Genomic DNA, 24,721 nt, shown 5'->3' with positions numbered 1-24,721 from the left:
GCCGCGCATTGCAGGGCGGACAGACCGTCACCGCCGACGACGTCAGCCTGCGACAGATTCCGCTGGATGCGGTGCCGGCCGACTTTCTGAGCGATCCCCAGCAGGCCCTCGGTCGCCCACTCACGGTCTCATTGCCGGCCGGCGCGGTGTTCCTGCCCGCGTCGGTGGTCACCCGCGAGGCGCTGGCCGCGCCCGGGCTTTCGGTGCTTCCGGTCACCCTGACCTCCACCGCGGTGGGGCTGATCGAGGTGGGCGACCGCATCGACCTGCTGGGTGCTGACGCCGAATCCGACGCGGTGCTGCTGGCATCGGCGGCTCGGGTGGTGGCCGTGCTGTCCAGTCCCGGCGGTTCGTCGCCGCTGTCGCCGGTGCAGGCCTCCGGGCCGGTGCTGCTGGTCGAGGTGAGACCCGCCAGCCTGCCCCGGGTCGCCGCCGCGGCAGCCCGCGGACCGCTCGGCTTCGGCCTCCGATGATGTCCCGCGTCGCCCGCCGCACCGGCCTGAGCACCTGCTTTCCGCACTTGCCGGATCGTCCAACACCGGGGACGGCGAGAGCACTAGCCCCGCTCTTGGCTACATTCGCCACGGCACGGTCCACCACCAGCCCCCGGCACTTGGGGGCAGCCGTGACCGAAGGGAATGACAATGATTCAAGGTTTCAAAGACTTCCTGCTCCGAGGCAATCTGATCGATATCGCGGTGGCGTTCATCATCGGCGGCGCGTTCGCCACGGTGACCACCGCCTTCACCAAAGTCGTGGTGGAGCTGCTGGCCATGCTCGGCGGTTCGCCCAACTTCGACTCCTGGCAGCCGTTCGGCATGAGCTCCGTCGGCCCGTTCCTGACCGCGCTGGTCGCGTTCATCATCATGGCCTTCGTGGTCTACTTCGGCATCGTGGTGCCCTACGAGCGGCTCAAGAAGCTGACCGAGAAGCCCACCGAGACCGAGCCGGGCGCCCCGACCACCGAGGAACTCCTCGCTGAGATCCGGGACTTGCTCAAGAAGGGCTGAGTTTCCCACCGCACAATCCCCCGTCACCCCTCGGTGGCGGGGGATCGTCGCGTTCACGAGGCACCGCTCGGTGGTTGAGCTTGTCGAAAACCTTGCCGGACGCCGCAGTGGGTCTCGACAAGCTCGACCAAACGGTGGTCAGACGCCGTGGTGGGGCGGGACCTCGTTCAACAGCCGGCGTTCGTCGGCCGTCAACGGACGGGGCGCGGCCGGTGCGGCCGGGCGTCCGAACAGGCCCAGCTCGACCTGCAGCCGCTGCAGCAGGGCGATCAGCCGGGCGCTGCCCACCTCGGCGCGCAACTCGTCCGGCACCGGGTGCGGCCAGACGCCGCCGGCGGCACGCACCTGTTCGGCGTGCGCCACGATCCGCTCGCGGCTCCAACCGGCGTCCGCCAGCGCCGTCAGCGGATCCGGATCGACGCTCGCGATCACCGCGGTGCCGCCGGCGAGTGCGAACCCGACCGCCTCCGCCAGCGCGGGATCGCTCACCGCGCCTCGTCGACCCCGGCCACCGCGGGCCGGCCCAGGTCGGGGAAGACAGCCTCCCCCTCGACAGCCACCGGACGGTTGAACGTCCAGTCGCCCTCCACCACGAAGGATCGCGCGGCACGCAACGACGGTGCCACCTCGACCCGGGTCTGGAAGTCGTCGATCAGCTTGTAGTAGCGGCCGTCGAGGTCGACCCGGGGCAGTTCGTCCACGGTCTGGGTGAGCCGTCCGTCCTCACCGAGGTCGAAGACGTCCGAACGCAACAGCAGCAGCTCGTTGGTGGTCTTGACCGGCTGGAACCGGGCTCGCGGGACGGCGATCGCGGTCGCTCCAGGGAACACCTCGATGGCGGCCCCCATCGCGGTTTCGAGCTGGATCACCTTCGGTGAGGAGGAATCGGCGGGGTCGACGGTCTTCACGTTGTGGATCAGCGGCAGGCCCAGCACCGCGCCCCGGGACTGCAGCGCACTCTTCAGCTGTTCCAGGTCGACCCACAGGTTGTTGGTGTGGAAGTACGGGTGCCGGTGCTCGTCGGTGAAGTAGTCCATCTCGTCGGACGGCGTCTGCGCGGTGTCACGCAGGATCAGTTGCCCGTCGGACTTGCGGATCGCCAGGTGTCCGCCCTTGCGGTCGTTCACCGTGCGCGGGCAGATCTCGGCCGCGTAGGGTGCGCCGCTGGCGGCGAACCAGCCCGCCAGCTGGGCGTCGGGTCCGGCACCCAGGTTGTCGCCGTTGGCGATGCTGGCGTACTTCATGCCGGCGGCCAGCAGGGCGTCCAGAACGCCGGAACCGACCAGTGCGGTGTAGACGTCGCCGTGGCCGGGCGGGCACCACTCCAGGGTGGGGTCGGCCGGCCACTCCACCGGCTCCAGGGTGTCGGCGGTCAGCTTGGGTTCGGCGTTCTGCAGAAAGTCGACCGGCAGGCCCGCGACGGGCAGTTCGGGATACCGCTCCAGGTAGTCCAGCGTGTCCTGCCTGGTCCGGAACGAGTTCATGAACAGCAGCGGCAGCGGCGCGTCATAAGCCTCCCGAGCAGCCGTGATCTGCCGGACGATGAGGTCGAGGAAGGTGAGCCCCTCGCGAACCGGCAGCAGGGTCTTGGCCCGGTCCAAGCCCATCGAGGTGCCCAGACCGCCGTTGAGCTTGATGATGACGGTCCGCGCGATCGCCTCACGGGCCGTCCGCTCGTCGACCTCGACCGCGCTGAGCTGTGGCGGATCGGTCAGCGGGGCGATGGTGTCCTCGGGGATCAACCCGGTGGCCCCGGAGCTGGCTTCGCCGTAGTAGTGGGAGAAGACGTCGATGGCCGGGTCGTTTGCGCCGGCGGCCCGCATCTTCGCGACGGCTGCGGCAAGTCCGCTTTCACTCATGGCGCGAGTCTAGGGAACTCACGACCGGTGACACGCCCAAGGATCAGCGTGCGGGCATGACGAGAGCGACGCCTATCGAAGGGCCAAAAGCCGTCTACCCACCCCCAGGAGACATCAACGAGCTGGCGTCGCTCTCTGGGACCGAGTTTAGACGATACGTCAGGCAAATGCACGCCTGCATCGGAAACTCTTGCCGATCGACAACTTTTCAACCAACTAGCGCCGGCTCGCCGCCACACCACCGCCGAGGTCCGCGTCGGCCAGGATGAGCCGCCCGCCACGGTCCCCTATGCTGGTGACCGCCCGAAGCGGTGGGGCCCCATAGCTCAGGGGATAGAGCAGAGGTTTCCTAAACCTTGTGTCGCAAGTTCGAATCTTGCTGGGGCCGCCGGACGACGACAGAACCCCGAACACAAAGACGATCCCCGCCCGGGGGGATGGGGCGGGGATCTCTTTGATTATAGTGCGACTCAGTACCGAATGTCACCCACGAGGGTGACAAGGAGTCCGCATCTTAGGATTCGTCAGAACCGGCAGTAGCAGCTGCTTGTTCCTTCAACTTCTCGATGTCGAGACCCTTCACCGCTTGCAGAAGTTCCTCGAACTGCGGGCCGCTCATCGCGCCCGCCTCACGGTAGACCAGGTAGCCGCCGCGGAAGGCCATCAGAGTGGGGATCGACTGAATGCCCAGGCCGCCGGCCAGGGCCCGCTGATCCTCGGTGTCCACCTTGCCGAAAACGATGTCGGAGTGCGCCTCGGACGCCTTCTCGAACACGGGGGCGAATCGCTGACACGGACCGCACCAGTCGGCCCAGAAGTCGACGATCACCGTCTCGTTCTCCTGGATCGCCTCGGCGAAGGTCTGCTGATCAAGGGCGCGCGTAGCCATGCATATTTCCTCTCTGAGTTCATCGGGTCCAACGCCGTCAGGCGCCGCCCTATTCCGAGCCCGCCGGGCGCGCTGGGTTCAGGCGCCGCTCGCCACGAACAGGTGGTCGGCCACCATGCCCGCGAAACGTCCGGGCTCGCGACCTTCGGCGGCCAGCACCAGGGCCGGTCCGTCCATGCTGGCCGACAGTTCGGCCTCGGGCATCACGCCGGCCTCGGCGAACATGGTCAGCAACTGCTGGTCGGTCTGCAAGTACTCGCTGAACCGGCGCACCGTCACCGTGACCGGGCCGCGATGCGACAGCACCTCCGAGAGCGGCACCGCTCCGTCGAGGAACGCCTCCGGGGCCGGCTTGGCGCCGAGTTCGGCCAGCGCCGGGATCGGGTTGCCGTAGGGAGATTCGACCGGCTCGTGCAGCAGATGCACCAGCCGTCGTTCGACATCGGTGGAGATCACATGCTCCCACCGGCAGGCCTCGTCGTGGGCGTGCACCCAGTCCAGCCCGATCACGTCGATCAGCAGCCGCTCGGCCAGCCGATGACGCCGCATCACCCGGGTCGCCAGCTTCAGGCCGGCAGGACTGAGCCGCAGTTGGCGATCGGTGTCCACGGTCAGCAGGCCGTCGCGTTCCATCCGCGCCACGGTCTGGGACACCGTCGGACCACTCTGCTTGAGCCGCTCGGCGATCCGCGCCCGCAACGGCGGAACGCCCTCCTCGCCGAGTTCGTAGATCGTCCGGAGGTACATCTCCGTCGTATCAATGAGATCGCTCACCGGCTACCTCCGTTTTCCGCTGCCAGACTAGGCCATATCCACTCGTTAGATGAGAGTACCGAGAACACTACGCTGCCCTCCATGACCGACGTTCAACGCGTCCAGGTGGCACCCGAAAGGCTGGAGCGGTGGCTGGCCGGATTCGCCCGCCGCCACCCGCAACCTGAGCCTGTGGTGACGCCGGACGCGGTGGAGCTGGTCAGTCCCGATGGTGCCCGCGCCTGGATCGAGACACCGTGGGGTACGACGTCCGGCGACGACCCGCTGGCCGACCTGATCGCGACCGCCACTCGGCCCCGGCGACTCGGCGCGCTGCTGGTGCGGCGCAACTCCCATGCCATCGGCATCTTCGACGGCGCCGAACTGATCCGGCACCGGGTCGGACGCCACTACGTCCAGGGCCGGACGAAGGCGGGCGGCTGGTCGCAGCAGCGTTACGCGCGGCGTCGCGGCAATCAGGCCGAGCGGGCGTTCGGACGGGCCGTCCAGGACGCCGCCGAGATCCTGGTGCCGGTGGCCGGCACGCTGGAGGCGATGATCCTCGGCGGCGACGGCCAGGCCGTCCGAACGGTGCTCGCCGACCCCGCCCTGGCCGCGCTTGGCCCCGTCGTCGCACGACACCAGCACTCGGTGCTCGGCGTGCCCGACCCGAATCTGCGGGTGCTGCGGGACAGCCTGCCGACGTTCCGGGCCGTCACCATCCGGCTCAACGCGGAGGCCCGTGGAGGGGCCGAGAACTAACGTCGGCCGAGACCCAGGTCCAGAACGCCGGCAACGGGTTTCGACAAGCTCAACCAACGGTGGCCAAGCTCAAACCAACGGTGTTGCGCTGCCCGCGTTTCCTAGCGCTTGCGCAGCGCGACGACCAGGCCGGCCAGCACGGCCACCGCGGCCGCGGCACCGAGGGCGACCCAGGTGCCGGTCTGATCGGGAGTCACGTTGCTGCCGTCATCGGACGGCTCGTCGGCGGGATCATCGGCCGAGGATGAGCTCGCAGACGGCCTCGGCGAGCCCGCCGTGGGGGTCGGCGAGGCTGCAGCGGTGGTGGCCTGCGGAACCGGTGCGGCGGCCAGGCCCACGGTCGGCGCGCTCAACCCGAAGGTGAGCAGCAGCATCGCACCCACGGCCACGAGCACGCGGCAGACCCTCACTCGCCCCGACATGTGACTCCTTCCGCGGACGCGACGCACACTCTAACGGGTCGCACCATCGGGCCAGGCTCAACTCACCAGCGCGCCCAGCAACGCCAGCAGCACCAGGACGACCAGCACTCCGGTGACGATCACGCGCCGCGTTCTCGGGTTCACCAGGCCAATCTATGTCGCTGCCGGGGGGTGACGGGTACCTTGTGGCTATGGGCGAGTTGCGGCTCTACGCGATCGGGGTGGACGAGGTCCGCGACGTGTTCTGCGCCTCGCCCGAACTGGCCGAGCAGTTCCGCCGCATCGTCGCCGACGAGTTCCCGCCGCAGACCACGCCGAAGGCCCCCGGAATGCTGGGCAAACTCGGTCCGCTGTTCCGTAAGCCGGCCGGTGCCGTGCGGGTCCGGCCGGACACCCCGGTCGAGTCCGATGTCGCCGATCTGCTGGCCGGGCGGTTCATCGCCCCCGAGCGCCAGCCGGTTGCTTGGCGGTTGCTCGAGTGCTATCTCGCCGACACCGCCTGGAGCGGGCATCGCATCGCGTTGGACATGAATCGGTTCAACGATCTCGAATTCGATCTGGCGCGGGCCGGCCTCGACCCGCGGTTCGGGCTCGGGAAGCTGGTGAATCGTGAACTGGGGGTGCCGCTGCAGACCTATCCCGGCCTGTCCACCGGTTACACCCCGCATGCGGTCGCCCTCGATGCGGCGTCCGCGTGGCGCAACGCCCTGCCGCAACTGTCACCGCCGAACCGTGCGGTGGCCGAGCCGTACGCCGCCTGGCTCGCCCAGTTCCACCACTACGCCCAGGCCGCGCCGTCGCGCGGCCGTCCGGTGCCCGACCTGATCGTCGTCTACCGGGCGCAGTAGCCGTCAGGCCAGCAGCCGTCAGCCCAGCAGGCCCATGATCGCGCCCTGCGCGAAGTAGATGACGAACAGCCCTGCCACCAGGTACATCAGCGGGTGCACCGCCCGCGCCTTGCCCCGGACCAGTTTGATCAGCGTGTAGCTGATGAACCCCGCGCCGATGCCGGCGGTGATCGAGTAGGTGAACGGCATCAGGGCGAGAGTCAGGAAGGCCGGAATGCCCTCCTCCGGGTCGTCCCAGTCGACGTGCGTCACCTGCGACATCATCAGGAAGCCGACGAAGAACAGTGCCGGCGCCGCCGCCTCCGACGGCACCATGTTCACCAGCGGGGCCAGGAACAGGCTGAGCAGGAAGGCCGCACCGGTCACCACCGAGGCCAGCCCGGTCCGGGCGCCCTCGCCGACACCGGCCGCCGACTCGATGTAGGAGGTGTTCGACGACACCGAGCCGACGCCACCGGCCATCGCGGCGATCGAGTCGACCAGCAGGATCTGCTGGGTGCGCGGCGGGTTGCCGGACTCGTCCAGCAGGTCGCCCTCGGCGCCCACCGCCACCACGGTGCCCATGGTGTCGAAGAAGTCGGCCAGCAGCAGCGAGAAGACGATCAGCACCAGGCCCAGCCCGGCGCCGAGGCCTCCCGCGGCGGCGAATCCGCCGAACAGGTCGACCCGTCCGATCAGGCCCAGATCGGGCATGGTGAACGCGGTGAACTGCGGCACGTTCAGCATCCAGCCGGTCGGGTTGTCGGTGGCGTCGTGGGCTCCGATGTGGGCCACCGCCTCGACGATCACCGACAGCACCGTGCCGGACAGGATCGCGATCAGCATCGCGCCCTTCACGTGCCGGACGAACAGCAGCACCAGCAGGCCGAGGGTGATCAGGAAGATGCCGATCGGCCAGCCCTGCAGCGAGCCGCCGATGCCCAGTTCGACCGGCGTCCCGGACGCCTTGCGCACCACCCCGGCGTCCACCAGTCCGATGAACGCGATGAACAGGCCGATGCCGACCGAGATGCCGGCCCGCAGCGACCGCGGCACGGCCCGGAACACCGCCTGCCGGAAGCCGGTCAGCACCAGGATGGTGATGATCACGCCCTCCCAGACGACCAGCCCCATCGCCTGGGCCCAGGTCATCTGCGGGGCCAGCACGTAGGCGAGCACCGCGTTCAGTCCCAGGCCGGTGGCCAGGCCGATCGGGAACTTGCCGTAGACGCCCATCAGGATCGTCATCAGGCCGGCGATCAGCGCGGTCGCCGCCGCCACCATCGCGATCGAGGTGGCGACGTTGGCGCCGATCACCTCGCCTGCGGCGTCCAGCTTCGGCAGACCGGACAGCAGCAGGCCGTTGACGTCGGTGGCGGTGCCGATGATCAGCGGGTTGAGGGCCAGGATGTAGGCCATCGTGAAGAAGGTGACCAGCCCGCCGCGGACCTCGCGGGCCAGGTTGGAACCCCTCTTGGTGATCTCGAAGAACGCGTCCAGCCCGGACGGCCGGGTGGCCGGCGGTGCCGGCGTGGTGGAGCTATTGGCCATGACGAAGAACCTAAGCGCGGCTGCCCGTCCGGCTTCGCACGTCTCAGCCGCGACACATTCCCGTCACAACCCGGCCTCTACAGTGGAGGCCGTGACTCACGACCACGAGCCCCACCTGCCCACCCTGCAGGCTCCGGTGAAGGCACTCGACCCGCATGGGGTGCAGATCGTCGGCCTGGGCACCGTGCTGTTCATCCTGGGCACCCTGGCCTGCTGGTGGCAGCTGCCCGCGCTGACGGCATCCGGACGGGGCTGGTGGTTCTCGACCGCCGTGGTCGGCGCCGGCATCGGCGTGCTGGCCCTGGCGGTGCTACTGATCCTGCGCCGGATCCGGCTGCGTTGAGTGCTCAGCGGTTGTCGCGGGGCTCCCAGGACACGTTCGTCGGACCGGTGTAGATCTGTCGCGGACGGTAGATGCGCCCCTTCGGATCGTCGTTGATCTCTTTCCAGTTCGCGATCCAGCCGGGCATCCGGCCGATCGCGAACATCACGGTGAACATCTCCAGCGGAATGCCGATGGCGCGCAGCAGGATGCCGGAGTAGAAGTCGACGTTCGGGTACAGCTTGCGCTGGATGAAGTACTCGTCCTCCAACGCCGCGGATTCCAGTTCGCGGGCGATGTCGAGCAGCGGATCGGTCTTCTCCTGCTGGGCCAGGACACCGTCCACCGCCGTCTTCAGGATGCGGCTGCGCGGATCGAAGTTCTTGTACACCCGGTGACCGAAGCCCATCAGCTTGACCCCGGCGTCCTTGTTCTTGACCCGCTTCACGAACTCGGACACCGGCATGCCCGAGTCGCGGATCTGCTCCAGCATCTGCACCGCCGCCACGTTGGCGCCGCCGTGCAGCGGACCCCACAGCGCACACACCCCGGCGGCGCAGCTGGCGAATAGATTCGCCTTCGAGGACGCCACCATGCGCACCGTGGAGGTCGAGCAGTTCTGCTCGTGGTCGGCGTGCAGCAACAGGAACAGGTTGAGCGCGGCCGCCACCTCAGGGGTCGGCTCGTAGTTGCGATAGGGCACCGAGAACATCATGTGCAGGAAGTTCTCGGCGTACTTCAGGTCGTAGCGCGGGTAGACCAGCGGCTCACCGATGGACGCCTTGTAGGCCGCCGCCGCGATGGTGCGCACCTTCGACATCAGCACCGCCGCGGCACGCTCCATGTCGGCGTCGTCGTGGATGTCCGTCACACCGTGGTCGTGGGCGCTGAGGGTGTTGATCATCGCCGACAGGATGGCCATCGGCGGCGCGGTCTGCGGGAAGGCGTGGAAGTGCTTGCGCATCACCTCGTCGATCATCGCCGACTCACTGAGCAGGCCGGCGAACCGATCCCGCTCGTCAGGGGTCGGCAGGCTGCCGAAGATCACCAACCACGCCGTCTCCACGAACGAGGACTTGCCGGCCAGCTCTTCGATCGGAATGCCCCGGTAGCGCAGGATGCCGGCGTCGCCGTCGATGTAGGTGACCGCCGAACGGCACGAACCGGTGTTGCCGTAGCCGTCGTCCAGCGTGATGTAGCCGCTGGTCGCCCGAAGCTTGGAGATGTCGATCGCGCGCTCACCTTCGGAGCCCACAAAGGTGTCCAGTTCGTAGACGTTGCCGTCGACTTCGAGTCGGGCCGTTCCTGACATGTGAGCTCCTTCGCGTCAACCGTGCCGATGTGGGGCACACCATAACGGGTGATCGTTACCGCCCGTCGCACGGACCACTCACAAGACGGGCCGCTCAGAAGATCGCCTTGTCGACCCCCAGGGTGTCCCAGGCCGGCATCGGCAGCTGTTCGCCGCGGCTCACCTCGGTGGTGTCGGAATGCGCGCCGCAGCCGTGGTCGCGGCTGACCACCCGGCCGTCGCTCGGCGTGTACTCGTTGGCGCAGGCACCGAAGACCCGGCCGAGCGCACCCGACAGCGCGACGAAATAGGCGCAGGTCTCACACACGCCGGTCGCCTGAGCCGTCATCGGGTTGTCCGGACCGCCGTCGCCGGCGATCCAGCGCTCCGCGGCCTGGTCGCGGCCCAGCGGCGACAACACCCGCTCGCGGCCCAGGCCCAGCTCAGCGACCAGGGCCCGGGTGGCGGCCCATTCGGCCGGCTCCATGTCGGGCGGCATGTCGGCGGCGGTGAAGCCGGGCTCGACCCGCGGATCGTTGTCGGGTGTCGGCATGATCACGCCGGGCGCCAGGTCGCCGGGACCGATCCGCTCCGACCACGGCACCCAGGCCGGAGCCTGCAGCGCCCCATCGCCGGGCATCAGGGTGACCTCGTTGACCGTCACCACCCGGGCCCGGGACGCCCGCACCACCGTCACCTGCCACGTCCACCCCGGGTAGCCGGGATGCGGGCAGGCGAACAGATGGGTAGCCACCCGGGTGTCGTCGGCGACCACCCCGAGATGTTCGCCGACGCCCATCGCACCGGCCCGGTTGACCGCCGCGGTGTGCGCCAGTTCGACCGCCTCGGCACAGGCGCGGTCCAACGTCTCGGACGCCCGCACGCTCAGAGCTCCAACTCGTCGGCGACCGCACGCAGCACCGAGGCCACCTTGCCGGCCACCTTCGGATCGGGGTGCCGGCCGCGGCGGTAGCCGTTGCCCAGGCCGTCGAGCATCTTGATCAGGTCCTCGACGATGACGGCCATCGCGTCCGGCGACTTGCGGGACGCCTTGGACAGCGACGGCGGCGCCTCGAGCAGCTGGACGCTGAGCGCCTGCTCACCCCGCTTGCCGTCGATGATGCCGAACTCGACCTTCTGGCCGCGCTTCAGGCTGGTCACGCCGGCCGGAAGCGCCGACGAACGGACGAACACGTCGTCGCCGCCGGTGTCCTTGGAGAGGAAGCCGAAGCCCTTCTCCGCGTCGTAGTAGCGCACCTTGCCTGTAGGCATGACCTTCTCCTGTTCAACCTGAATGCGGACACGCCAGAGGACGGCGTCCTGGACCGCATGCCCCAGCCTATCGAACGCCCTCAGGATGGGCACGCGGAAGCGGCCAGTCGGACCCCGGTGACTATCATGAGCCGCATGGCGAACTGGACGGACGGGCCCGAATATGCGCCGCTCGACCGGCCGGCCGCCTTCCAGACGCCGCCCGCGGCGCCGCTGGAGGTTCCGCCGGTGGTGCCGAACCCGGCAGCCGGGGCACCGATCGAGCCGCCGGCCTGGCAGCCGCCGCAGGCCGCGGTCGCCCCGTTGGAGGCCCTGGTACCCGCCGCCGCATTGCCCGCCCGCGATCCGCGCACCGAGTTCAGCACGGTCACCTCACTGGTCACCGGCGGCTCGGCCTGGGGTTCGGCACATTCCGCCGGCGGCACCGCCCAGCCGGTCTGGACACCCGATCAGCCCCTGCTGACCACGGCCGCCGCTGCCTCGCCACAGCCCCTCGCGACGGGCACGACCCCGGCTGCAGTCCCCCAGGGCACGGCCCAGCAGACACCGAACTTTCCACCGCCGACGCAGCCGGCACCCTCGTTCCCCCAGCCCGGGACGCCCGATTGGTTCGCCCCTCCCCCGCAGACCCGCTGGCAGCCGCCGGATCCGAGCGTCTCGGTCGCCCAGCTGTGGAACGCCGCCACGCCCGGGGTGATCCTCACCCTGCTGGTCGGTGCGCTGATCAACCCCGTGTCGGCACCGATGCTGATTCTGGCGGGAGTGCTCGCCAGCCGCGTCAAGTACCGCGTCGAGCAGGTCCGGCGCAGCTTCCTGTGGGCCGGCGGACTGATCGCCACGATCGGGGTGATCGCCCTGCTCAACGCCGATTTCGAGCTGTCCACCGCCTGGCAGGTGGTGTCCGGCTGGTCACAGGTCGCGTGCTGGATCCTGGCGATCGTCGTCCCGCTGCAGGTCGGCGCCAGCATCCGCGCCCGCGAACAACCCCGCCGGCCGAACTGAGCGGGTGCGATGAACTCATCCTCGGGCTTGGGGCTCCCGGGACCCGGACAACCAGAATTCGACCGACCGGCGGACACGTCGTGGTCACCGGACGTGCCGCCGCAGTTCAGCGGTCCGGGCGCGGGGTCGATGCCGTCCGGAACCAGCCCGGCACCGTCGAGCCCGCCGGCCGGGGACCCCGCGCCGTCCGGACCGTGGGCACCGCCGACATTGCCGCCGTCCAGCCCACCCGGACCCACTGGGCCCGGGCCGCGACGCAACGGCGTCCGCGGCGTCCTGATCGGGGGCATCCTGGTCGTCGTGGTGGCGCTCGGGTTGCTCGCCTGGCAGTTGTTGCCGGCCACCCCGGCGCCGACGCCCACGCCGTCCGTCGCCCCGGTCACCCCGGTGGCGGTGCCCTCGGACGTCCCGCCCAGCGTGGTCCGCACGCCGGAGACGCCCGCGCCGACGACCAGCTCCGCGGTGACCGGCGGCAGCATCGGCCAGCACATCGGCTACCGCACCAGCGACGGTGAGGCGCAGGTCACCGTGACCAAGGCCAGCTGGGTCGACAACGGCGCACTGGAGCCAACTCAGGGCCTGCTCTACCTGGTGCTCGACGTCCGGTTCGAGTCGCTGAAGGGCACAGCGGTCACCGGGCCGTTCTTCACCGCCGTGCGTGAACCCGGCGGCACCCGTCACCTGATCGCGGTCGGCGCCGCCCTGGACGACCCGCTGGCGATGCGGACCCTGTCCGCCGGCGACGCCAACGCCGGCCAGGTCGCGTTCGAGGTGGCCCGCGGGCCGGTCACCTTCGAAGTGCTCAACGAATCGCTCGAACCCGTTGCCTCCGTGGAGATTCCTGGCTGATGACTGAACCGTTCCGTTCCCGCAGCTTCGTCACCGTCGCACCCGAGGACCGCCCGGTGCGCAGCCGTCGCGCCGTCCGGGTTGTCGTCACCGACGGCAGCCATGTGCTGATGCTGCGCGACAGCGACCCCGGCGTACCCGGCCTGCACTGGTGGATCACCCCCGGTGGCGGCGTCGACCCGGGCGAGACGCCGTTGCAGACCGCGGTGCGCGAACTGGCTGAGGAGACCGGGCTGCAGGTCGAGCCGGACGCGCTGCGCGGCCCGCTGATGCGGCGCTTCGTCGTCCACGGCTACAGCGACCAGGTGCTGGGCCAGGCGGAACTGTTCTATGTGCTGCGGGTCGCCGAGCAGTTCGAGTTGGACACCTCCGGGTTCACCGACGACGAGAAGGTCACCATCGCCGCCTGGGACTGGCTGCCGCTGGACGGCCTGGCCGGGCTCACCGAAGAGGTCTGGCCGGTCCGGATCGGCGAGCTGGTGGCGCTCGAGGCGCAGCCCGAACGGTGGCTGGAGGATGACGGGGTGGTCGAGGAGTCGACTGTGGATGCCGGGCAGCTCGGCCGCCGGGTCGCCCTAGACTGGGCCGGCTCGCCGGACGAATGGGCGGGCCTCCCCGATCCCGAGAAACGATGACCTCTCCCACTGCTCCCGCCGATCACCGGTACCTGGAACGCTTCCTCTGGCTCTCGCTGGCCACCGCCGTCCTCACCGTGGCGTTGAAGGCTGCGGCGGCACTGATCACCAACTCGGTCGGCATGTGGTCCGACGCCCTGGAGTCGACGGTCAACCTGCTCGCCGCCGGCGTCGCACTGTGGGCCATGCGGTTGTCGGCCAAACCTGCCGATCACAACCACGATTTCGGTCATGGCAAGGCTGAATACCTGTCGGCCGCGGTCGAGGGAACCCTGATCGTGGTGGCCGCGGTGGCGATCATCGCCGGCGCGATCAACCGGTTCGTCAACCCGGTGCCGCTGGAGAGCATCGGGATCGGCGTGGTGCTGGCGACGCTGGCGTCCGTCGGCAACCTGGTGACCGGGCTGATCCTGATCCGGGCCGGACGTGCACACCGCTCGATCACGCTCGAGGCCGACGGCAAGCATCTGATGACCGACGTCTGGACGTCGGTGGGCGTGCTGGCCGGCATCATCATCGTGGCGCTGACCCACATCGTCTGGCTCGATCCGCTGATCGCGCTCGGGGTGGGCGTCAACATCGTCTTCACCGGCGTCGGACTGGTCCGGCGCTCCGTGGTCGGCCTGCTGGACGCCACCCTGCCGCCGGACGAGGTGGCGATCATCGAGCGCGCGCTGGTGCCGTTGACCGACGATCCGCGGGTCCATCTGACCGATCTGCGCACCCGGGAATCGGGCCGGCAGCGGTTCGTCCAGGCCACCCTCACGGTGCCCGGCGAGTGGACGGTGCGGCGCAGCCACGACCTGGCCGACCGGGTCGAGGAAGAGGTCGAGTCGGCGCTGCCCGGCACGGTGACGTTCGTCCACGTCGAGCCGGCGGACTAACTGGTCGCGTGCCGGATCTCGGTGTCGATCAGTCTTCGCCACGAGCCGACGAGGTCGACGTCGACATAGGCCTTGTAGGAACCCTGCGGACGCGCCGGCGTCCCGATGTGGAAGGCCCGGACGCCGGCCCGCGCCAGCCAGGGCACATGGTCGGGGTGCAACCCGCCGCCGGCCATGATCACACCGGCCTGCCAGGGGTCCCTGGCGCGCTGCAGCAGGTCGTCCAGGCCGTGCGCGAGGCCCCGTGGTGAACCGGCGGTGAGCACCTGATCGAGCCGGGGCAGCCGGCGCAGCAGCGCCCAGCCGCGATCGGGAAGCAGGCACGAATCGATCGCCCGGTGGAACGTCCACGGCCAGTCGCCGTCGGCGACCAGTTCGCCGACCACCTGGCCGTCCACCTCACCCAGGCCGTTGAGGTAGCCGAGGATCATGCCGTCGGCGCCGGCGTCGGCATAGCTCGCCATCAGGCCCTTCAGCCGGGTGACCTCGCCGCCGTCAGTGCCGAATCCGGCCCGCAGCCGCACCATCACCCGCAGCTGGATCGAGGTGGCGGCACGCACCTTCGCCACCAGCGCCGGTTCCGGCGACAACCCACCCTCGTCGAGGGTCCCGCACAGCTCCACCCGGTCGGCGCCGCCCGCTTCCGCGCGCTCGGCGTCCGCCGCATGGAGCGCGATCACTTCGAGCAGCCCGCTCATGGCCCCCATCATGGACGGCGACGGCCCGGCTGGGTACGCCGGACACGCAGGCCGGCAACCGGTTTCACCCACTGGACCCGGCGAACCTCTCCGGCAGGGATCAATTCGGCACCGTCAGTTCGGCGATCATCGCTCTGCCTCGACCACGGTCGCCGGCGAGTACGCGGCGGAGTCAACGGCGCCGCGGGGCATCGTCAGCGCGGCCAGCAGTGTCGCGGCGCCGGCCACCGCGACGGCGACGAACACCCAGGTGCCGGCGGCCACGATCGTGGCGTAGTCGTGTTCCCCGTGCCCGGCGGCGATCACGTTGGTGGCGATGGCGCCGAAGACGGCCACCCCGACCGCACTGCCGGCCGAGCGGGCGAAGACGTTGATGCCGGTGACCACGCCCCGCTCGTCCCAGTCGACGGAGGCCTGCGCGGCGATCAGCGACGGCGCGGCGACCCAGCCGAGCCCGAAGCCGGTGACGAACGAGACGACGGCCACCGTCCACGGATTCGGCCAGGGACCGCTCACCGCCAACCCGATGGCGCCGACCAGCGCGATCAGGCAGCCGCGGACGACCGTCGTCCGGTAGCCGTGCGCCAGATAGATGCGGCCGGACAGCGACGACGACAGCGGCCAGCCCAGGGTCAGCGCGGCGACCGCCACCCCGGAGACCAGCGGTGCGACGCCGAGGGCGTTCTCCAGGTAGGTCGGCACGAAACTGGTGATGCCGATCAGCAGCGCCCCGACGCCCAGCGACAACGCGGTGGTGGTGAGGATCAGCGGACGCCGCAGAATGTTCAGATCGAGCACCGGCTCGGCGGCCCGACGTTCGACGAAACCGAAGATGACCAGGGCGAGCGCGCCGATGCCGAAGCTGACCAGGCTCGGCACCGAGAGCCAGGCCCACGCGTTTCCGCCCTCCAGCAGCGCCAGGATGAGCGCGGTCAGTCCCACGGTGAGCAGCCCGGCGCCGGCGTAGTCGATCCGGTGCGGCTTGCGTTCGACCCGCTCGTGGTAGAAGCGCAGCAGCGCCCAACCGGCCAGCAGGCACAGCGGAATGTTGACCCCGAAGATCCACCGCCACGAAGTGAACTGGGAGAAGATGCCGCCGAGCGCGGGCCCGACCACCGAGGCGATCGCCCAGACGCTGGCGATGTAGCCCTGGACGACCGCCCGTTCGGCGACGCTGTACAGGTCACCGATGATGGTCATGCCCATCGGCGAGACCGCCCCGGCACCCAGGCCCTGGACCACCCGGAACGCGATCAGCGAGGTCATGTTCCAGGCCAGTACGGCCAGCACCGAGCCGAGCAGGAACAACCCGACGCCGATCAGGATGATCGGTTTGCGGCCGATCATGTCGGACAGCTTGGAGTAGATCGGCACCGAGACCGCCTGGGCCAGCAGGTACACCGAGAACAGCCACGGGAACTGCTCGAACTCACCGAGTTCCTTGACCACCGACGGCACCGCGGTGGCCAGGATCGTCGCGTCGATGGCGATCAGCCCGGTGGTCAGCATCAGCGTCAGCAGCACGCGTCCGCGATCGGACCGGAATCCCACCGACGTCCGACTCACCGCGCCGTTCCCCGTTTCACTCACCCCTGTTCCAGCCCGATCCATCCCGCCGATATTCCCGCACGACCGCCAGACCCCCGCAATCCCGCGTCCGCCCACCACCCGGTTCGCCCGCCGTCCGCCCGCCAGGGCCCTCCCTAACTATCTCTGCCCTCCCGCATGTGGGAGGGCAGAGATAGTTAGGGAGGGTTTTACCGGGGCGGGTGCTACGAACGCCGAAGGGGCCGGACGCCGAAGCGTCCGACCCCTTGGCTGCCAGTATGGCGGGTGACTCAGAAGTCCATGCCACCCATGCCGCCGTCGCCGCCGGCCGGCATGGCCGGAGCCTTCTCCGGCTTGTCGGCGATGACCGCTTCGGTGGTCAGGAACAGCGCCGCGATGGACGCCGCGTTCTGCAGCGCCGAACGGGTCACCTTGGCCGGGTCGATGATGCCCGCACCGAGCATGTCGACGTACTCGCCGGTGGCCGCGTTCAGGCCCTGGCCGGCCGGCAGGCCGGCGACCTTCTCGACCACGACGCCACCCTCGAGGCCGGCGTTGCCGGCGATCTGCCGCAGCGGGGCGGAGCAGGCGCCGAGCACGATCTGCGCGCCCACGGCCTCGTCACCGGCGAGATCGCTCAGCGCGACCTGCTTGGCGGCCTGCAGCAGGGCCACGCCGCCACCGGCGACGATGCCCTCCTCGACGGCCGCCTTGGCGTTGCGGACGGCGTCCTCGATGCGGTGCTTGCGCTCCTTCAGCTCGACCTCGGTAGCCGCGCCGACCTTGATCACGGCAACGCCGCCGGCCAGCTTGGCCAGCCGCTCCTGCAGCTTCTCGCGGTCGTAGTCGGAGTCGGAGTTGTCGATCTCCTTGCGGATCTGGCTGACCCGGCCGGCGATCTGCTCGGCGTCACCGGCGCCCTCGATGATGGTGGTCTCGTCCTTGGTGACCAGCACCGAACGGGCCCGGCCCAGCAGCTCCAGGGTGACGGCGTCCAGCTTGAGGCCGACCTCCTCGGAGATCACCTGACCGCCGGTCAGGATCGCGATGTCGGTCAGCATCGCCTTGCGACGATCGCCGAAGCCGGGAGCCTTGACCGCGACCGACTTGAAGGTGCCGCGGATCTTGTTGACGATCAGGCCGGCCAGCGCCTCGCCGTCGGTGTCCTCGGCGATGACCAGCAGCGGCTTGCCCGACTGCATGACCTTCTCGAGCACCGGCAGCAGGTCCTTCAGGGAAGAGATCTTGCTGTTCGCGATCAGCACGTAGGGGTCGTCCAGGACGGCCTCCATGCGCTCGGGATCGGTGACGAAGTAGGGCGAGATGTAGCCCTTGTCGAAGCGCATGCCCTCGGTCAGCTCGAGGTCCAGCCCGAAGGTGTTGGACTCCTCGACGGTGATCACACCCTCTTTGCCGACCTTGTCCATCGCCTCGGCGATGATCTCGCCGACGGTCGGATCGGCGGCCGAGATGGACGCGGTGGCAGCGATCTGCTCCTTGGTCTCGATCTCGGTGGCCTGGGCGGCGAGCTGCTCGACGATGGCGGCGACAGCCTTCTCGATGCCCTTCTTCAGGCCCATCGGGTTAGCGCCGGCGGTCACGTTGCGCAGGCCCTCACGGACCATGGCCTGAGCCAGCACGGTCGCGGTGGTGGTGCCGTCACCGGCGACGTCGTCGGTCTTCTTGGCGACCTCCTTGACCAGCTCGGCGCCGATCTTCTCGTAGGGGTCCTCCAGCTCGATCTCCTTGGCGATGGAGACGCCGTCGTTGGTGATCGTGGGGGCGCCCCACTTCTTCTCCAGGACGACGTTGCGGCCCTTCGGGCCCAGCGTCACCTTGACCGCGTCGGCGAGGGTGTTCATGCCCCGCTCAAGGCCGCGGCGCGCCTCGACGTTGAATTCGATCAGTTTTGCCATGGGTACAGGCAATCCTTCTGCATCGGTGGGGCGCTCGACCCCATGGTTTGGTCTGTCTGTCGGTCAGCGATCGATGCCCGCGACGGACGGCCCGGTTGGCCTCACCGAATCTGACCGGATGGCACTCTCATGGTGAGAGTGCTAAGACCATGTTTAGCACTCGACCCTGCCGAGTGCAAAAGAATCACGACGCGATCTCGTCGCCTTCAGCGCTCATCGCACGATCGAGGCTCGCGAAAGTGGAGAGCTGGACGAACCCGACGATGGCGGTGATCCCGGCGACCGCACTCGCGAAGAGCGCCCAGCCGAACAGCGCCGTTGGACCGGAACCCGGCACGTTGTCGTCCACCCTGTTGCCGGCCTGCGAGACGACATAGCCGATCGCGATCACCGCGATGACCGTGGTGACGGCCGTCACCACGCGCCACATCGTCCGGCGTTGGGCTTGCCGCTCCCGCAACTGCTCCGGGGTGCGGCCGGCGATGTCGGCCCGGCTCAGCAGTTCGATGGCCCGCTCGCGGCTCAGGCCGAGTTGCGCCAGCAGCTTGCGTTGCGGGGCGGTGATCAGCACGCCCAGGAAGACACCGACCCCGGCCAGCGCCAGCGGAGCACCCAACCTGGCACCGGGCAGCAGAACGACCGCAGCCACTCCGGCGACCACCGCACCGCCCACGACCACCATCAGCCACATGCGCTGCTGTCGCACCGATTCCCTCAGCAACGCGACGATCTCGGCTTCGTCCCTGTCCATCTCGGCTCCCATCCCGCTCACCGTTGGGCGCACCCTAGTGCCTGAAGCATGCTGAACTGCGCTCGTTCTAGCCTGGCGCCGTGTTCGCCAAGACATCGCGCTGGATCGCCTACCCGCTCAGCTGGCTGCTGCTGATGCTCGTACCGCTCGCCATCGACGCGATGCGCAGCTCCGCCGGGCCGGCCTCGACGACCAACCAGTTCACCATTTCGAGCTTCATGGCCGACTACCACGCTCGCCGCAGCGGCGATCGACTGGCCATCGACGTGACCGAACGGATCACCGCCAACTTCCCGCGGCGCAACGTCAACCGCGGCATCGAGCGCCGGCTGGACGCCCGCTACGGCGACACCGACATTCAGCTCTCGCGCTTCACCGTCACCGACCCGAGCGGCAAGCGCATCCCGTTCACCCGGCGCACCGAATCCGACGGTGACATCGTGCTGCGGATCGGCAGCCCGAACACCTACGTCTACGGACGCGTCGACTACGTCATCGAGTACACGATCGGGCACGCCATGGTGCAGGCCGGCGACCGGCAGGAGATCTATCTGGACGTGAACGGCACCGGCTGGCAACAGCCGTTCGGCCAGGTCCAGGCCCGGCTCACCGTGGCGTCCGACCTGGTCGGTGATCTGCTCGGCGAGCAGGCCTGCTACTACGGCCCGGCCGGATCGACCGCCCGGTGCGCGGTCGGCGGCACCGGCGCCGTCGTCCAGACCGGCGTGGTCGCCCTCGAGCCGCGCGAGTCCATGACGATCGCCGTCGGCTTCCGCCAGGGCACGGTCGCGAACGCCGTCCCGGCCCTGCGCGGTGGTCTCGGCTGGTGGGGTATCGCCGCCATGCCGGTGGTGGCCGCCGTGCTGCTCGGGGTGGCGCTGGTCGTCCGGGCCCGTCGGTTGCGGGCACTGCTGCTGCGCGACGACGTCGAGATCCGCTACACCGCGCCCGACATCCAGCCAATCCTGGCCGCCGACTTCCTCGGCCTGCCCGAACGCGGCGCGGCGGCACAGCTGACCCGACTGGTGCTGGACGGCGAGGCCACACTGGCCAGCGAGGCGGCACCCATCGGCACCGCTCCGCAACCACGCGGACGACTCTCCCGCCGCGAGCGGGAGGCCGTCCGCGCCGATCTGCGGGTCCAACTGCTCGACCCGGACGGCATCGACCGCAGCGTCCGCTCGATCTGCCAGTCGCTGTTCGGCGGCGGCCGATCCATCCCGCTGGGCAATGTGCCCTCCTACGACATCGCCGCGGCGTCCCGGGAGCGCTGGCAACTGCTGCTGCACAGCGGGCTGCGCCGACGCTCGTGGCTGGGCACCACGCTGTTCGCGGTCGGCTATGTGGCCCTGATCGGCTTCGGCTGGGTCCAGCTGGGGCTCGGGTTGAGCGGGCTGCTGTGGCCGTTCCTGGGCGCCGGGGTGCTGGCCGTGCTGCTGCTGATCGGCTTCGTCCACTACTACCCCACTCTCGGCCGGCTCACGCCCGAGGGCCGGCGGCTCCGCGACGAGCTGGCCGGGCTGCATCGCTTCGTCACCATGGCCGAGGCGGACCGGATCGCCTGGATGCAGAACGCCGTCGACGCACCCCGGGTCACCGGAGCGGACGACGGCAGCCTGATCGATCTGTACGAACCGCTGCTGCCCTACGCGATCATCTTCGGCGTCGAGGACACCTGGCGGCAGGCGCTGGGCAACCTCTACGACCTCGCCCCGGCCCGCTCGGAGCACCCGGTGGACGTGCCGGCGGTGGCGCTGGCGATGGCCTGGTCGGAGTACGCGCCGCAGTACCACCGCCGCACCCCCGAGCCGGACAGCTTCTGGGACGGCCGGCCCGCCTGGGGCGAGGGCTGGGTGGCCGGCGCGGGCCGCGGCATCGGCGACGCCTTCGACGCCTGGGCGAGTTCGCGCGACGACGACCGGGGCGGCTCGTGGGGTTCGGGTGGTGGATCGTCCAGCTCGTGGAGTTCCTCGTCGAGTTCGTTCAGCTCGTCCGGTTCCTCCGGCGGCGGCTCGTCGGGCGGCGGGATGGGCGGCGGCGGTGGCGGCGGCTGGTGAGCCGGAGCACACTGCTTGCATGGCATCGCAGTCGCCGCTCGGACGGGCGCAGTCGCGGTTGGGGCGGGCCCAGCGCATCCGCCGGGCCGGCAACCTGATCAATCTGTCCACCCCGCTCGGCCTGGCGATCGCCGCCGTCGGGGGTGCGCGGCGCCGTCCGGGCCCGTACGGCTTGACGCTGGCCGAGGGCTACCGGGTGCGGTTCCCGCCCGCCGGCGCCTTCACCGTCGGCAACGTGGTGATCAGCCCGCTGACCTTCGCCACCCTGACCGCCCGCCAGCCCGAAGTGATGGAGCATGAAGATGTGCACGCCTGGCAGTACTTCTGGTGCGGGGGTCTGCCGTTCCTGCCGCTATACCTGCTGGCGGTCGGCTGGTCGTGGCTGCGGACCGGCGATCCGGCATCGCGGAACCCGTTCGAGCGGGGCGCCGGGCTGGCCCGCGGCGGCTACCGCGAGGCCCCGGTCAGCAACGCCGGTCTGAAGGACCTGACGCGGCGGATTCAGACCTTGACGTGGAAACCGAGCCGCTTGGCCGAACGCTCCCGCTGACGGGCCGCGCGCTGCCGGCGCAGCCGCTTCACCAGCAACGGGTCATGGGCCAGCGCCTCTTCGGTGTCGATCAGGTCGTTGAGCAGCTGGTAGTAGCGCGGCGCCGACAGGTCGAACCGCTCGCGGATCTCGGCCTCTTTGGTGCCGTGGAACGACCACCACTGCTTCTCGAAGTCGAGGATGGCCGCGGACCGCTCGCTGAGCGGTGCTGCCGGTCGGGCGACGGGGTCGGACATGCAGCCGATTCTAGGTCGAAATCACACAGCTGTCATTCGATGATGCCCTTCGTCACCGCTGGTCCGCCTTCCGTTCTTCGCCCGGGGCATCCGCGGCGGGTCGGCTACAGTGAAGCTGCTCCGGTCGCCAAGGACGGCGTCCCCTACGCGCCACCCCTCAAGGACGACAGATGCAGCCACTCAGCGGAACCGTACAGCGGTACGCCTGGGGCACCCACGACGCCATCCCCGCCCTCCTCGGACGCCCGACCGACGGCCAGCCGATCGCCGAATACTGGCTCGGCGCCCACACCTCGTCACCGTCGCTGCTCGAGGGCGGCACCCTGGTCGAACACATCGCGTCCGGGCCGCGGGTGCTGGGCAAACGGTCCCGCGAGGCGTTCGGCGAACAGCTGCCGTATCTGATGAAGCTGCTGTCGGCCCGGCATGCCCTGTCGCTGCAGGCGCATCCCTCACGCGAACAGGCGATCGAGGGGTACGCCCGCGAGACCCGGGCCGGCATTCCGCTGGATTCCCCGGAGCGCACCTACAAGGACAGCTGGCCCAAGCCCGAGATCCTGATCGCGCTGGACGAGTTCCACACCCTGGCCGGTTTCCGCAATCCGCACGAGACCGCCGCGCTGTTCGCCGGACTCGGCGTCGCCGAGGAACTCGAATCGGTGATCGGCCCACTGACCGAACGCAAGGGCCCGGCGGCGATGGCCGAGGTCTTCCTCGACGTGCTGAGCCTCGACGAGCCGCGCCGGCGACTGGTCAACGAGACCGTCGCGGCCGCGATGCACCACCGCGACGACGGCGGCGAGGTCGGCGAGTTCGCCCGGACGGCACTCGAACTGGACGCCGTCTTCCCCGCCGACCCAGGCATTCTCGCGGCGCTGCTGATGAACCGGCTGCTGCTGGCACCCGGTGAGGCGCTGTTCGTGCCGGCCGGCATGATGCACGCGCATCTGCGCGGCACCGGGGTCGAGATCATGGCCAACTCGGACAACGTGATCCGCGGCGGGCTGACCTCGAAGCACATCGACGTCTCCGAACTGGTCGCCGTGGTCGACTTCGACCCCTGGCTGCCCGAGGTGCTGCTGCCCCGGCAGACCCGTCGCGGCGTGTTCAAGTACGAGACCCCGTGCAGCGAGTTCGAGGCCTGGCAGATGTCGGTCGATTCCGCGACCGGACCGGTCCGAGTGCCGGGCCGGGGCTCGGCCCGCATCCTGCTGGTCACCGAGGGACACTGCGTGCTGGACGACGGCCACTCCCGGCTGGAACTCCCCCGCGGCCGCGCCGCCTTCCTCTCCGCCGAAGAGCGGGACGTGTACGCCACCGGCACCGCCACCCTGTACGGGACGTCGTCCGGCATCCGCTGAGCCCTGTCGGTGGTCCCGGACTCGACCGTCACCCCAGGCTCGACGGTCAACACCGTCATCCCGGACTTGATCCGGGATCTCCATCGACCTGCGGGGCCTGAGAGATCCCGGCGTTCGCCGGGATGACGGAGGTCACGCCGGGGTTGACGGAGGTCACGCCGGGGTTGACGGAGGTCACGCCGGGATGACGGAGAACCCTGACGGCAGGTACGGCACAATGGTGCCCGGCCGGTGCCCAGCGCGTCCGGCCGTTGCCTCCGTAGCTCAGTTGGTAGAGCACCCGCCTTGTAAGCGGACGGTCGCGGGTTCGAATCCTGTCGGAGGCTCGTGTTCCCCCGCAGCCAGTGGGCCGAGATCATCGCCCGCGATCCCGGTCATTCCCAGCGCTACATCGACCGGTTCGCGATGCTCGCGGCCCAGGGTCAGGATCTGGTCGGCGAGGCCCGGCTGATCGACGCCATGGTCGGACGCGGGGCCGCCGTCCTGGACGCCGGGTGCGGTCCCGGACGGCACAGCGGCTACCTGCATCGGGCCGGGCACCGGGTGGTCGGGGTCGACCTCGACCCGGCACTGATCGCCGAAGCCGAGCGGGCCGAACCGGGGCCGACCTATCTGGTCGGCGACCTGACCTCCTACGAGCTGCCGAGCGAGGCCCCGCAGCGGTTCGACGCGATCCTGTGCGCCGGGAACGTGCTCGGCTTCCTGCACCCCGACACCCGGCGTCCGGTGCTCGCCGGGTTCGCCGCCCGGCTGGCCGAGGGCGGCCGCGCCGTGGTGGGTTTCGGCGCCGGCCGGGGCTATGCCTTCGACGACTTCTTCGCCGACGTCGAGGCGTCCGGACTGGTTCGCGAGCAAACCTTCTCCACCTGGGATCTGCGGCCGTTCGCTCCCGATGCCGGCTTCATCGTGGCGGTGCTGGGCCGAGCCTGAGTCGCCGAACCTCCAGGCGTCCGAAATCCGCGGGCCAATGACGCCTGGGTAGGCGTGTCGCAACCACCGGCGCCAACTGGACCGCACATTTCGGGTCTGGGGCGATCACCCACCCCGCCACCGAGGTCACGTAGGGTCGCAGAAACCCCTCTGACCAGGAGCCCAGCATGACCAGTAGCCCCGATCAGCCCACCACGTCCCCCACACGCAGCGCCCCGGCGTCCGCCCAGCCGCCGATGCCGCAGCCTCCCGCGCCGCAACCGGCCTACCTGCCGCAGCCACCGCGCGAGCGATCGTTCCGGCGTGGCTTCGGCCTGGGCGCCGGGGCTGGCCTGGGCGCCGGTGG

At 69.7% G+C, this 24,721-nt stretch carries 27 protein-coding genes and 2 tRNA genes; 15 read left to right on the top strand and 14 right to left on the bottom strand.

Annotated features, from left to right (window positions below; translation table 11 throughout):
- Together QM624_RS02130 and mscL are read left to right on the top strand one after the other, a co-directional pair.
- Positions 1-473, top strand: a 473-nt coding sequence (locus QM624_RS02130) for an SAF domain-containing protein (protein WP_415088455.1), incomplete at its 5' end; no start/stop codon positions are given.
- 174 nt (positions 474-647) lie between these two features.
- Positions 648-1,010, top strand: a complete 363-nt coding sequence (mscL, locus tag QM624_RS02125; protein WP_415088457.1) for a large conductance mechanosensitive channel protein MscL — start codon at positions 648-650, stop codon at positions 1,008-1,010.
- 138 nt (positions 1,011-1,148) lie between these two features.
- Here mscL and QM624_RS02120 read toward each other — a convergent pair whose 3' ends face one another.
- Both QM624_RS02120 and QM624_RS02115 read right to left on the bottom strand, forming a co-directional pair.
- Entirely contained in the window at positions 1,149-1,499 is a 351-nt protein-coding gene (locus QM624_RS02120) for a hypothetical protein (RefSeq protein ID WP_415088454.1), read from the bottom strand.
- On the bottom strand, positions 1,496-2,869 hold the full coding sequence (locus QM624_RS02115) for a UTP--glucose-1-phosphate uridylyltransferase (protein WP_415088452.1): 1,374 nt from the start codon (positions 2,867-2,869) through the stop codon (positions 1,496-1,498). Before QM624_RS02115 ends, QM624_RS02120 begins: the two co-directional genes overlap by 4 nt.
- A gap of 315 nt (positions 2,870-3,184) precedes the next feature.
- On the opposite strand from QM624_RS02115, the gene QM624_RS02110 reads away from it, so the two are divergent.
- Positions 3,185-3,257 (top strand) — tRNA-Arg (locus QM624_RS02110).
- Positions 3,258-3,383: 126 nt separating this feature from the next.
- Here the strand turns inward: QM624_RS02110 and trxA are convergent.
- Positions 3,384-3,758 carry a thioredoxin gene (gene trxA, locus QM624_RS02105; RefSeq protein WP_415088451.1) on the bottom strand — a complete coding sequence of 125 codons (375 nt, stop codon included), beginning with the start codon at positions 3,756-3,758 and terminating at the stop codon, positions 3,384-3,386.
- A gap of 78 nt (positions 3,759-3,836) precedes the next feature.
- Positions 3,837-4,532, bottom strand: a complete 696-nt coding sequence (locus QM624_RS02100) for a metal-dependent transcriptional regulator (RefSeq protein WP_415088450.1) — start codon at positions 4,530-4,532, stop codon at positions 3,837-3,839.
- 81 nt (positions 4,533-4,613) lie between these two features.
- On the opposite strand from QM624_RS02100, the gene QM624_RS02095 reads away from it, so the two are divergent.
- The gene (locus QM624_RS02095) at positions 4,614-5,273 is read left to right on the top strand and encodes an acVLRF1 family peptidyl-tRNA hydrolase (protein WP_415088449.1); all 660 of its coding nucleotides are present in this window, start codon (positions 4,614-4,616) and stop codon (positions 5,271-5,273) included.
- A 101-nt stretch (positions 5,274-5,374) separates the two neighbouring features.
- Here the strand turns inward: QM624_RS02095 and QM624_RS02090 are convergent, their stop codons facing one another.
- Complete coding sequence (locus QM624_RS02090; RefSeq protein ID WP_415088448.1) at positions 5,375-5,668, bottom strand: hypothetical protein; 294 nt, start codon at positions 5,666-5,668, stop codon at positions 5,375-5,377.
- A gap of 218 nt (positions 5,669-5,886) precedes the next feature.
- Here QM624_RS02090 and QM624_RS02085 point away from each other — a divergent pair, with 218 nt between their 5' ends.
- Positions 5,887-6,543, top strand: coding sequence for a hypothetical protein (locus tag QM624_RS02085; protein WP_415088447.1), 657 nt, complete (start codon positions 5,887-5,889; stop codon positions 6,541-6,543).
- Positions 6,544-6,561: 18 nt separating this feature from the next.
- Here the strand turns inward: QM624_RS02085 and QM624_RS02080 are convergent, their stop codons facing one another.
- Positions 6,562-8,073, bottom strand: a complete 1,512-nt coding sequence (locus QM624_RS02080) for an NCS2 family permease (protein WP_415088446.1) — start codon at positions 8,071-8,073, stop codon at positions 6,562-6,564.
- A 91-nt stretch (positions 8,074-8,164) separates the two neighbouring features.
- On the opposite strand from QM624_RS02080, the gene QM624_RS02075 reads away from it, so the two are divergent.
- Entirely contained in the window at positions 8,165-8,416 is a 252-nt protein-coding gene (locus tag QM624_RS02075) for a DUF2530 domain-containing protein (protein WP_415088445.1), read from the top strand.
- A 4-nt stretch (positions 8,417-8,420) separates the two neighbouring features.
- On the opposite strand, the gene QM624_RS02070 is transcribed toward QM624_RS02075, so the two are convergent.
- From QM624_RS02070 to QM624_RS02060, 3 genes are all read right to left on the bottom strand, one after another.
- Positions 8,421-9,707 (bottom strand): citrate synthase, encoded by a 1,287-nt coding sequence (locus QM624_RS02070; protein WP_415088444.1) that lies wholly within the window; start codon positions 9,705-9,707, stop codon positions 8,421-8,423.
- Positions 9,708-9,801: 94 nt separating this feature from the next.
- The gene (locus QM624_RS02065; RefSeq protein ID WP_415088443.1) at positions 9,802-10,569 is read right to left on the bottom strand and encodes a DUF3027 domain-containing protein; all 768 of its coding nucleotides are present in this window, start codon (positions 10,567-10,569) and stop codon (positions 9,802-9,804) included.
- 2 nt (positions 10,570-10,571) lie between these two features.
- Positions 10,572-10,958, bottom strand: coding sequence for a cold-shock protein (locus QM624_RS02060; RefSeq protein WP_415088442.1), 387 nt, complete (start codon positions 10,956-10,958; stop codon positions 10,572-10,574).
- A gap of 135 nt (positions 10,959-11,093) precedes the next feature.
- Here QM624_RS02060 and QM624_RS02055 point away from each other — a divergent pair, with 135 nt between their 5' ends.
- From QM624_RS02055 to QM624_RS02040, 4 genes are all read left to right on the top strand, one after another.
- Positions 11,094-11,960: a hypothetical protein gene (locus QM624_RS02055; RefSeq protein WP_415088440.1), complete on the top strand. Its 867-nt coding sequence runs from the start codon at positions 11,094-11,096 to the stop codon at positions 11,958-11,960.
- Between the two features lie 93 nt (positions 11,961-12,053).
- On the top strand, positions 12,054-12,809 hold the full coding sequence (locus tag QM624_RS02050) for a hypothetical protein (protein ID WP_415088439.1): 756 nt from the start codon (positions 12,054-12,056) through the stop codon (positions 12,807-12,809).
- The gene (locus tag QM624_RS02045) at positions 12,809-13,444 is read left to right on the top strand and encodes an NUDIX hydrolase (RefSeq protein WP_415088438.1); all 636 of its coding nucleotides are present in this window, start codon (positions 12,809-12,811) and stop codon (positions 13,442-13,444) included. Before QM624_RS02050 ends, QM624_RS02045 begins: the two co-directional genes overlap by 1 nt.
- Positions 13,441-14,328, top strand: coding sequence for a cation diffusion facilitator family transporter (locus tag QM624_RS02040; RefSeq protein WP_415088437.1), 888 nt, complete (start codon positions 13,441-13,443; stop codon positions 14,326-14,328). The genes QM624_RS02045 and QM624_RS02040 overlap by 4 nt, the downstream gene beginning before the upstream one ends.
- Here the strand turns inward: QM624_RS02040 and QM624_RS02035 are convergent.
- The 4 genes from QM624_RS02035 to QM624_RS02020 all read right to left on the bottom strand — a co-directional run bounded on the left by QM624_RS02035 (position 14,325) and on the right by QM624_RS02020 (position 19,241).
- The gene (locus tag QM624_RS02035) at positions 14,325-15,026 is read right to left on the bottom strand and encodes a copper homeostasis protein CutC (protein WP_415088436.1); all 702 of its coding nucleotides are present in this window, start codon (positions 15,024-15,026) and stop codon (positions 14,325-14,327) included. The two genes, QM624_RS02040 and QM624_RS02035, sit on opposite strands and share 4 nt — an antisense overlap.
- Before the next feature lie 126 nt (positions 15,027-15,152).
- Positions 15,153-16,616, bottom strand: coding sequence for an MFS transporter (locus QM624_RS02030; RefSeq protein WP_415088435.1), 1,464 nt, complete (start codon positions 16,614-16,616; stop codon positions 15,153-15,155).
- A gap of 248 nt (positions 16,617-16,864) precedes the next feature.
- A complete protein-coding gene (groL, locus tag QM624_RS02025; protein WP_415088434.1) occupies positions 16,865-18,490 on the bottom strand; it encodes a chaperonin GroEL in 1,626 nt (541 codons plus the stop codon).
- A gap of 184 nt (positions 18,491-18,674) precedes the next feature.
- Positions 18,675-19,241 (bottom strand): hypothetical protein, encoded by a 567-nt coding sequence (locus QM624_RS02020; RefSeq protein WP_415088433.1) that lies wholly within the window; start codon positions 19,239-19,241, stop codon positions 18,675-18,677.
- A gap of 80 nt (positions 19,242-19,321) precedes the next feature.
- On the opposite strand from QM624_RS02020, the gene QM624_RS02015 reads away from it, so the two are divergent.
- Complete coding sequence (locus QM624_RS02015; RefSeq protein WP_415088432.1) at positions 19,322-21,298, top strand: DUF2207 domain-containing protein; 1,977 nt, start codon at positions 19,322-19,324, stop codon at positions 21,296-21,298.
- A gap of 19 nt (positions 21,299-21,317) precedes the next feature.
- Positions 21,318-21,848, top strand: a complete 531-nt coding sequence (locus tag QM624_RS02010; RefSeq protein ID WP_415088430.1) for a hypothetical protein — start codon at positions 21,318-21,320, stop codon at positions 21,846-21,848.
- On the opposite strand, the gene QM624_RS02005 is transcribed toward QM624_RS02010, so the two are convergent.
- On the bottom strand, positions 21,800-22,084 hold the full coding sequence (locus QM624_RS02005; protein ID WP_415088429.1) for a DUF3263 domain-containing protein: 285 nt from the start codon (positions 22,082-22,084) through the stop codon (positions 21,800-21,802). The two genes, QM624_RS02010 and QM624_RS02005, sit on opposite strands and share 49 nt — an antisense overlap.
- Before the next feature lie 170 nt (positions 22,085-22,254).
- Between QM624_RS02005 and manA the strand changes: the two genes are divergently transcribed.
- The 3 genes from manA (at position 22,255) to QM624_RS01990 (ending at position 24,375) form a co-directional block, all read left to right on the top strand.
- Positions 22,255-23,445 carry a mannose-6-phosphate isomerase, class I gene (manA, locus tag QM624_RS02000; protein ID WP_415088428.1) on the top strand — a complete coding sequence of 397 codons (1,191 nt, stop codon included), beginning with the start codon at positions 22,255-22,257 and terminating at the stop codon, positions 23,443-23,445.
- Between the two features lie 253 nt (positions 23,446-23,698).
- A tRNA-Thr gene (locus QM624_RS01995) sits at positions 23,699-23,771 on the top strand.
- A 1-nt stretch (position 23,772) separates the two neighbouring features.
- Positions 23,773-24,375 (top strand): class I SAM-dependent methyltransferase, encoded by a 603-nt coding sequence (locus tag QM624_RS01990; protein WP_415088427.1) that lies wholly within the window; start codon positions 23,773-23,775, stop codon positions 24,373-24,375.
- The last annotated feature ends 346 nt before the right edge of the window (positions 24,376-24,721 follow it).

The sequence above is a fragment of the Micropruina sp. genome (genome assembly GCF_047606365.1).
In the GTDB taxonomy this organism is placed as follows: domain Bacteria; phylum Actinomycetota; class Actinomycetes; order Propionibacteriales; family Propionibacteriaceae; genus Micropruina.
Note: the sequence above shows the minus strand (reverse complement) of the source record. Positions and strands in the feature narration are given on the sequence as shown.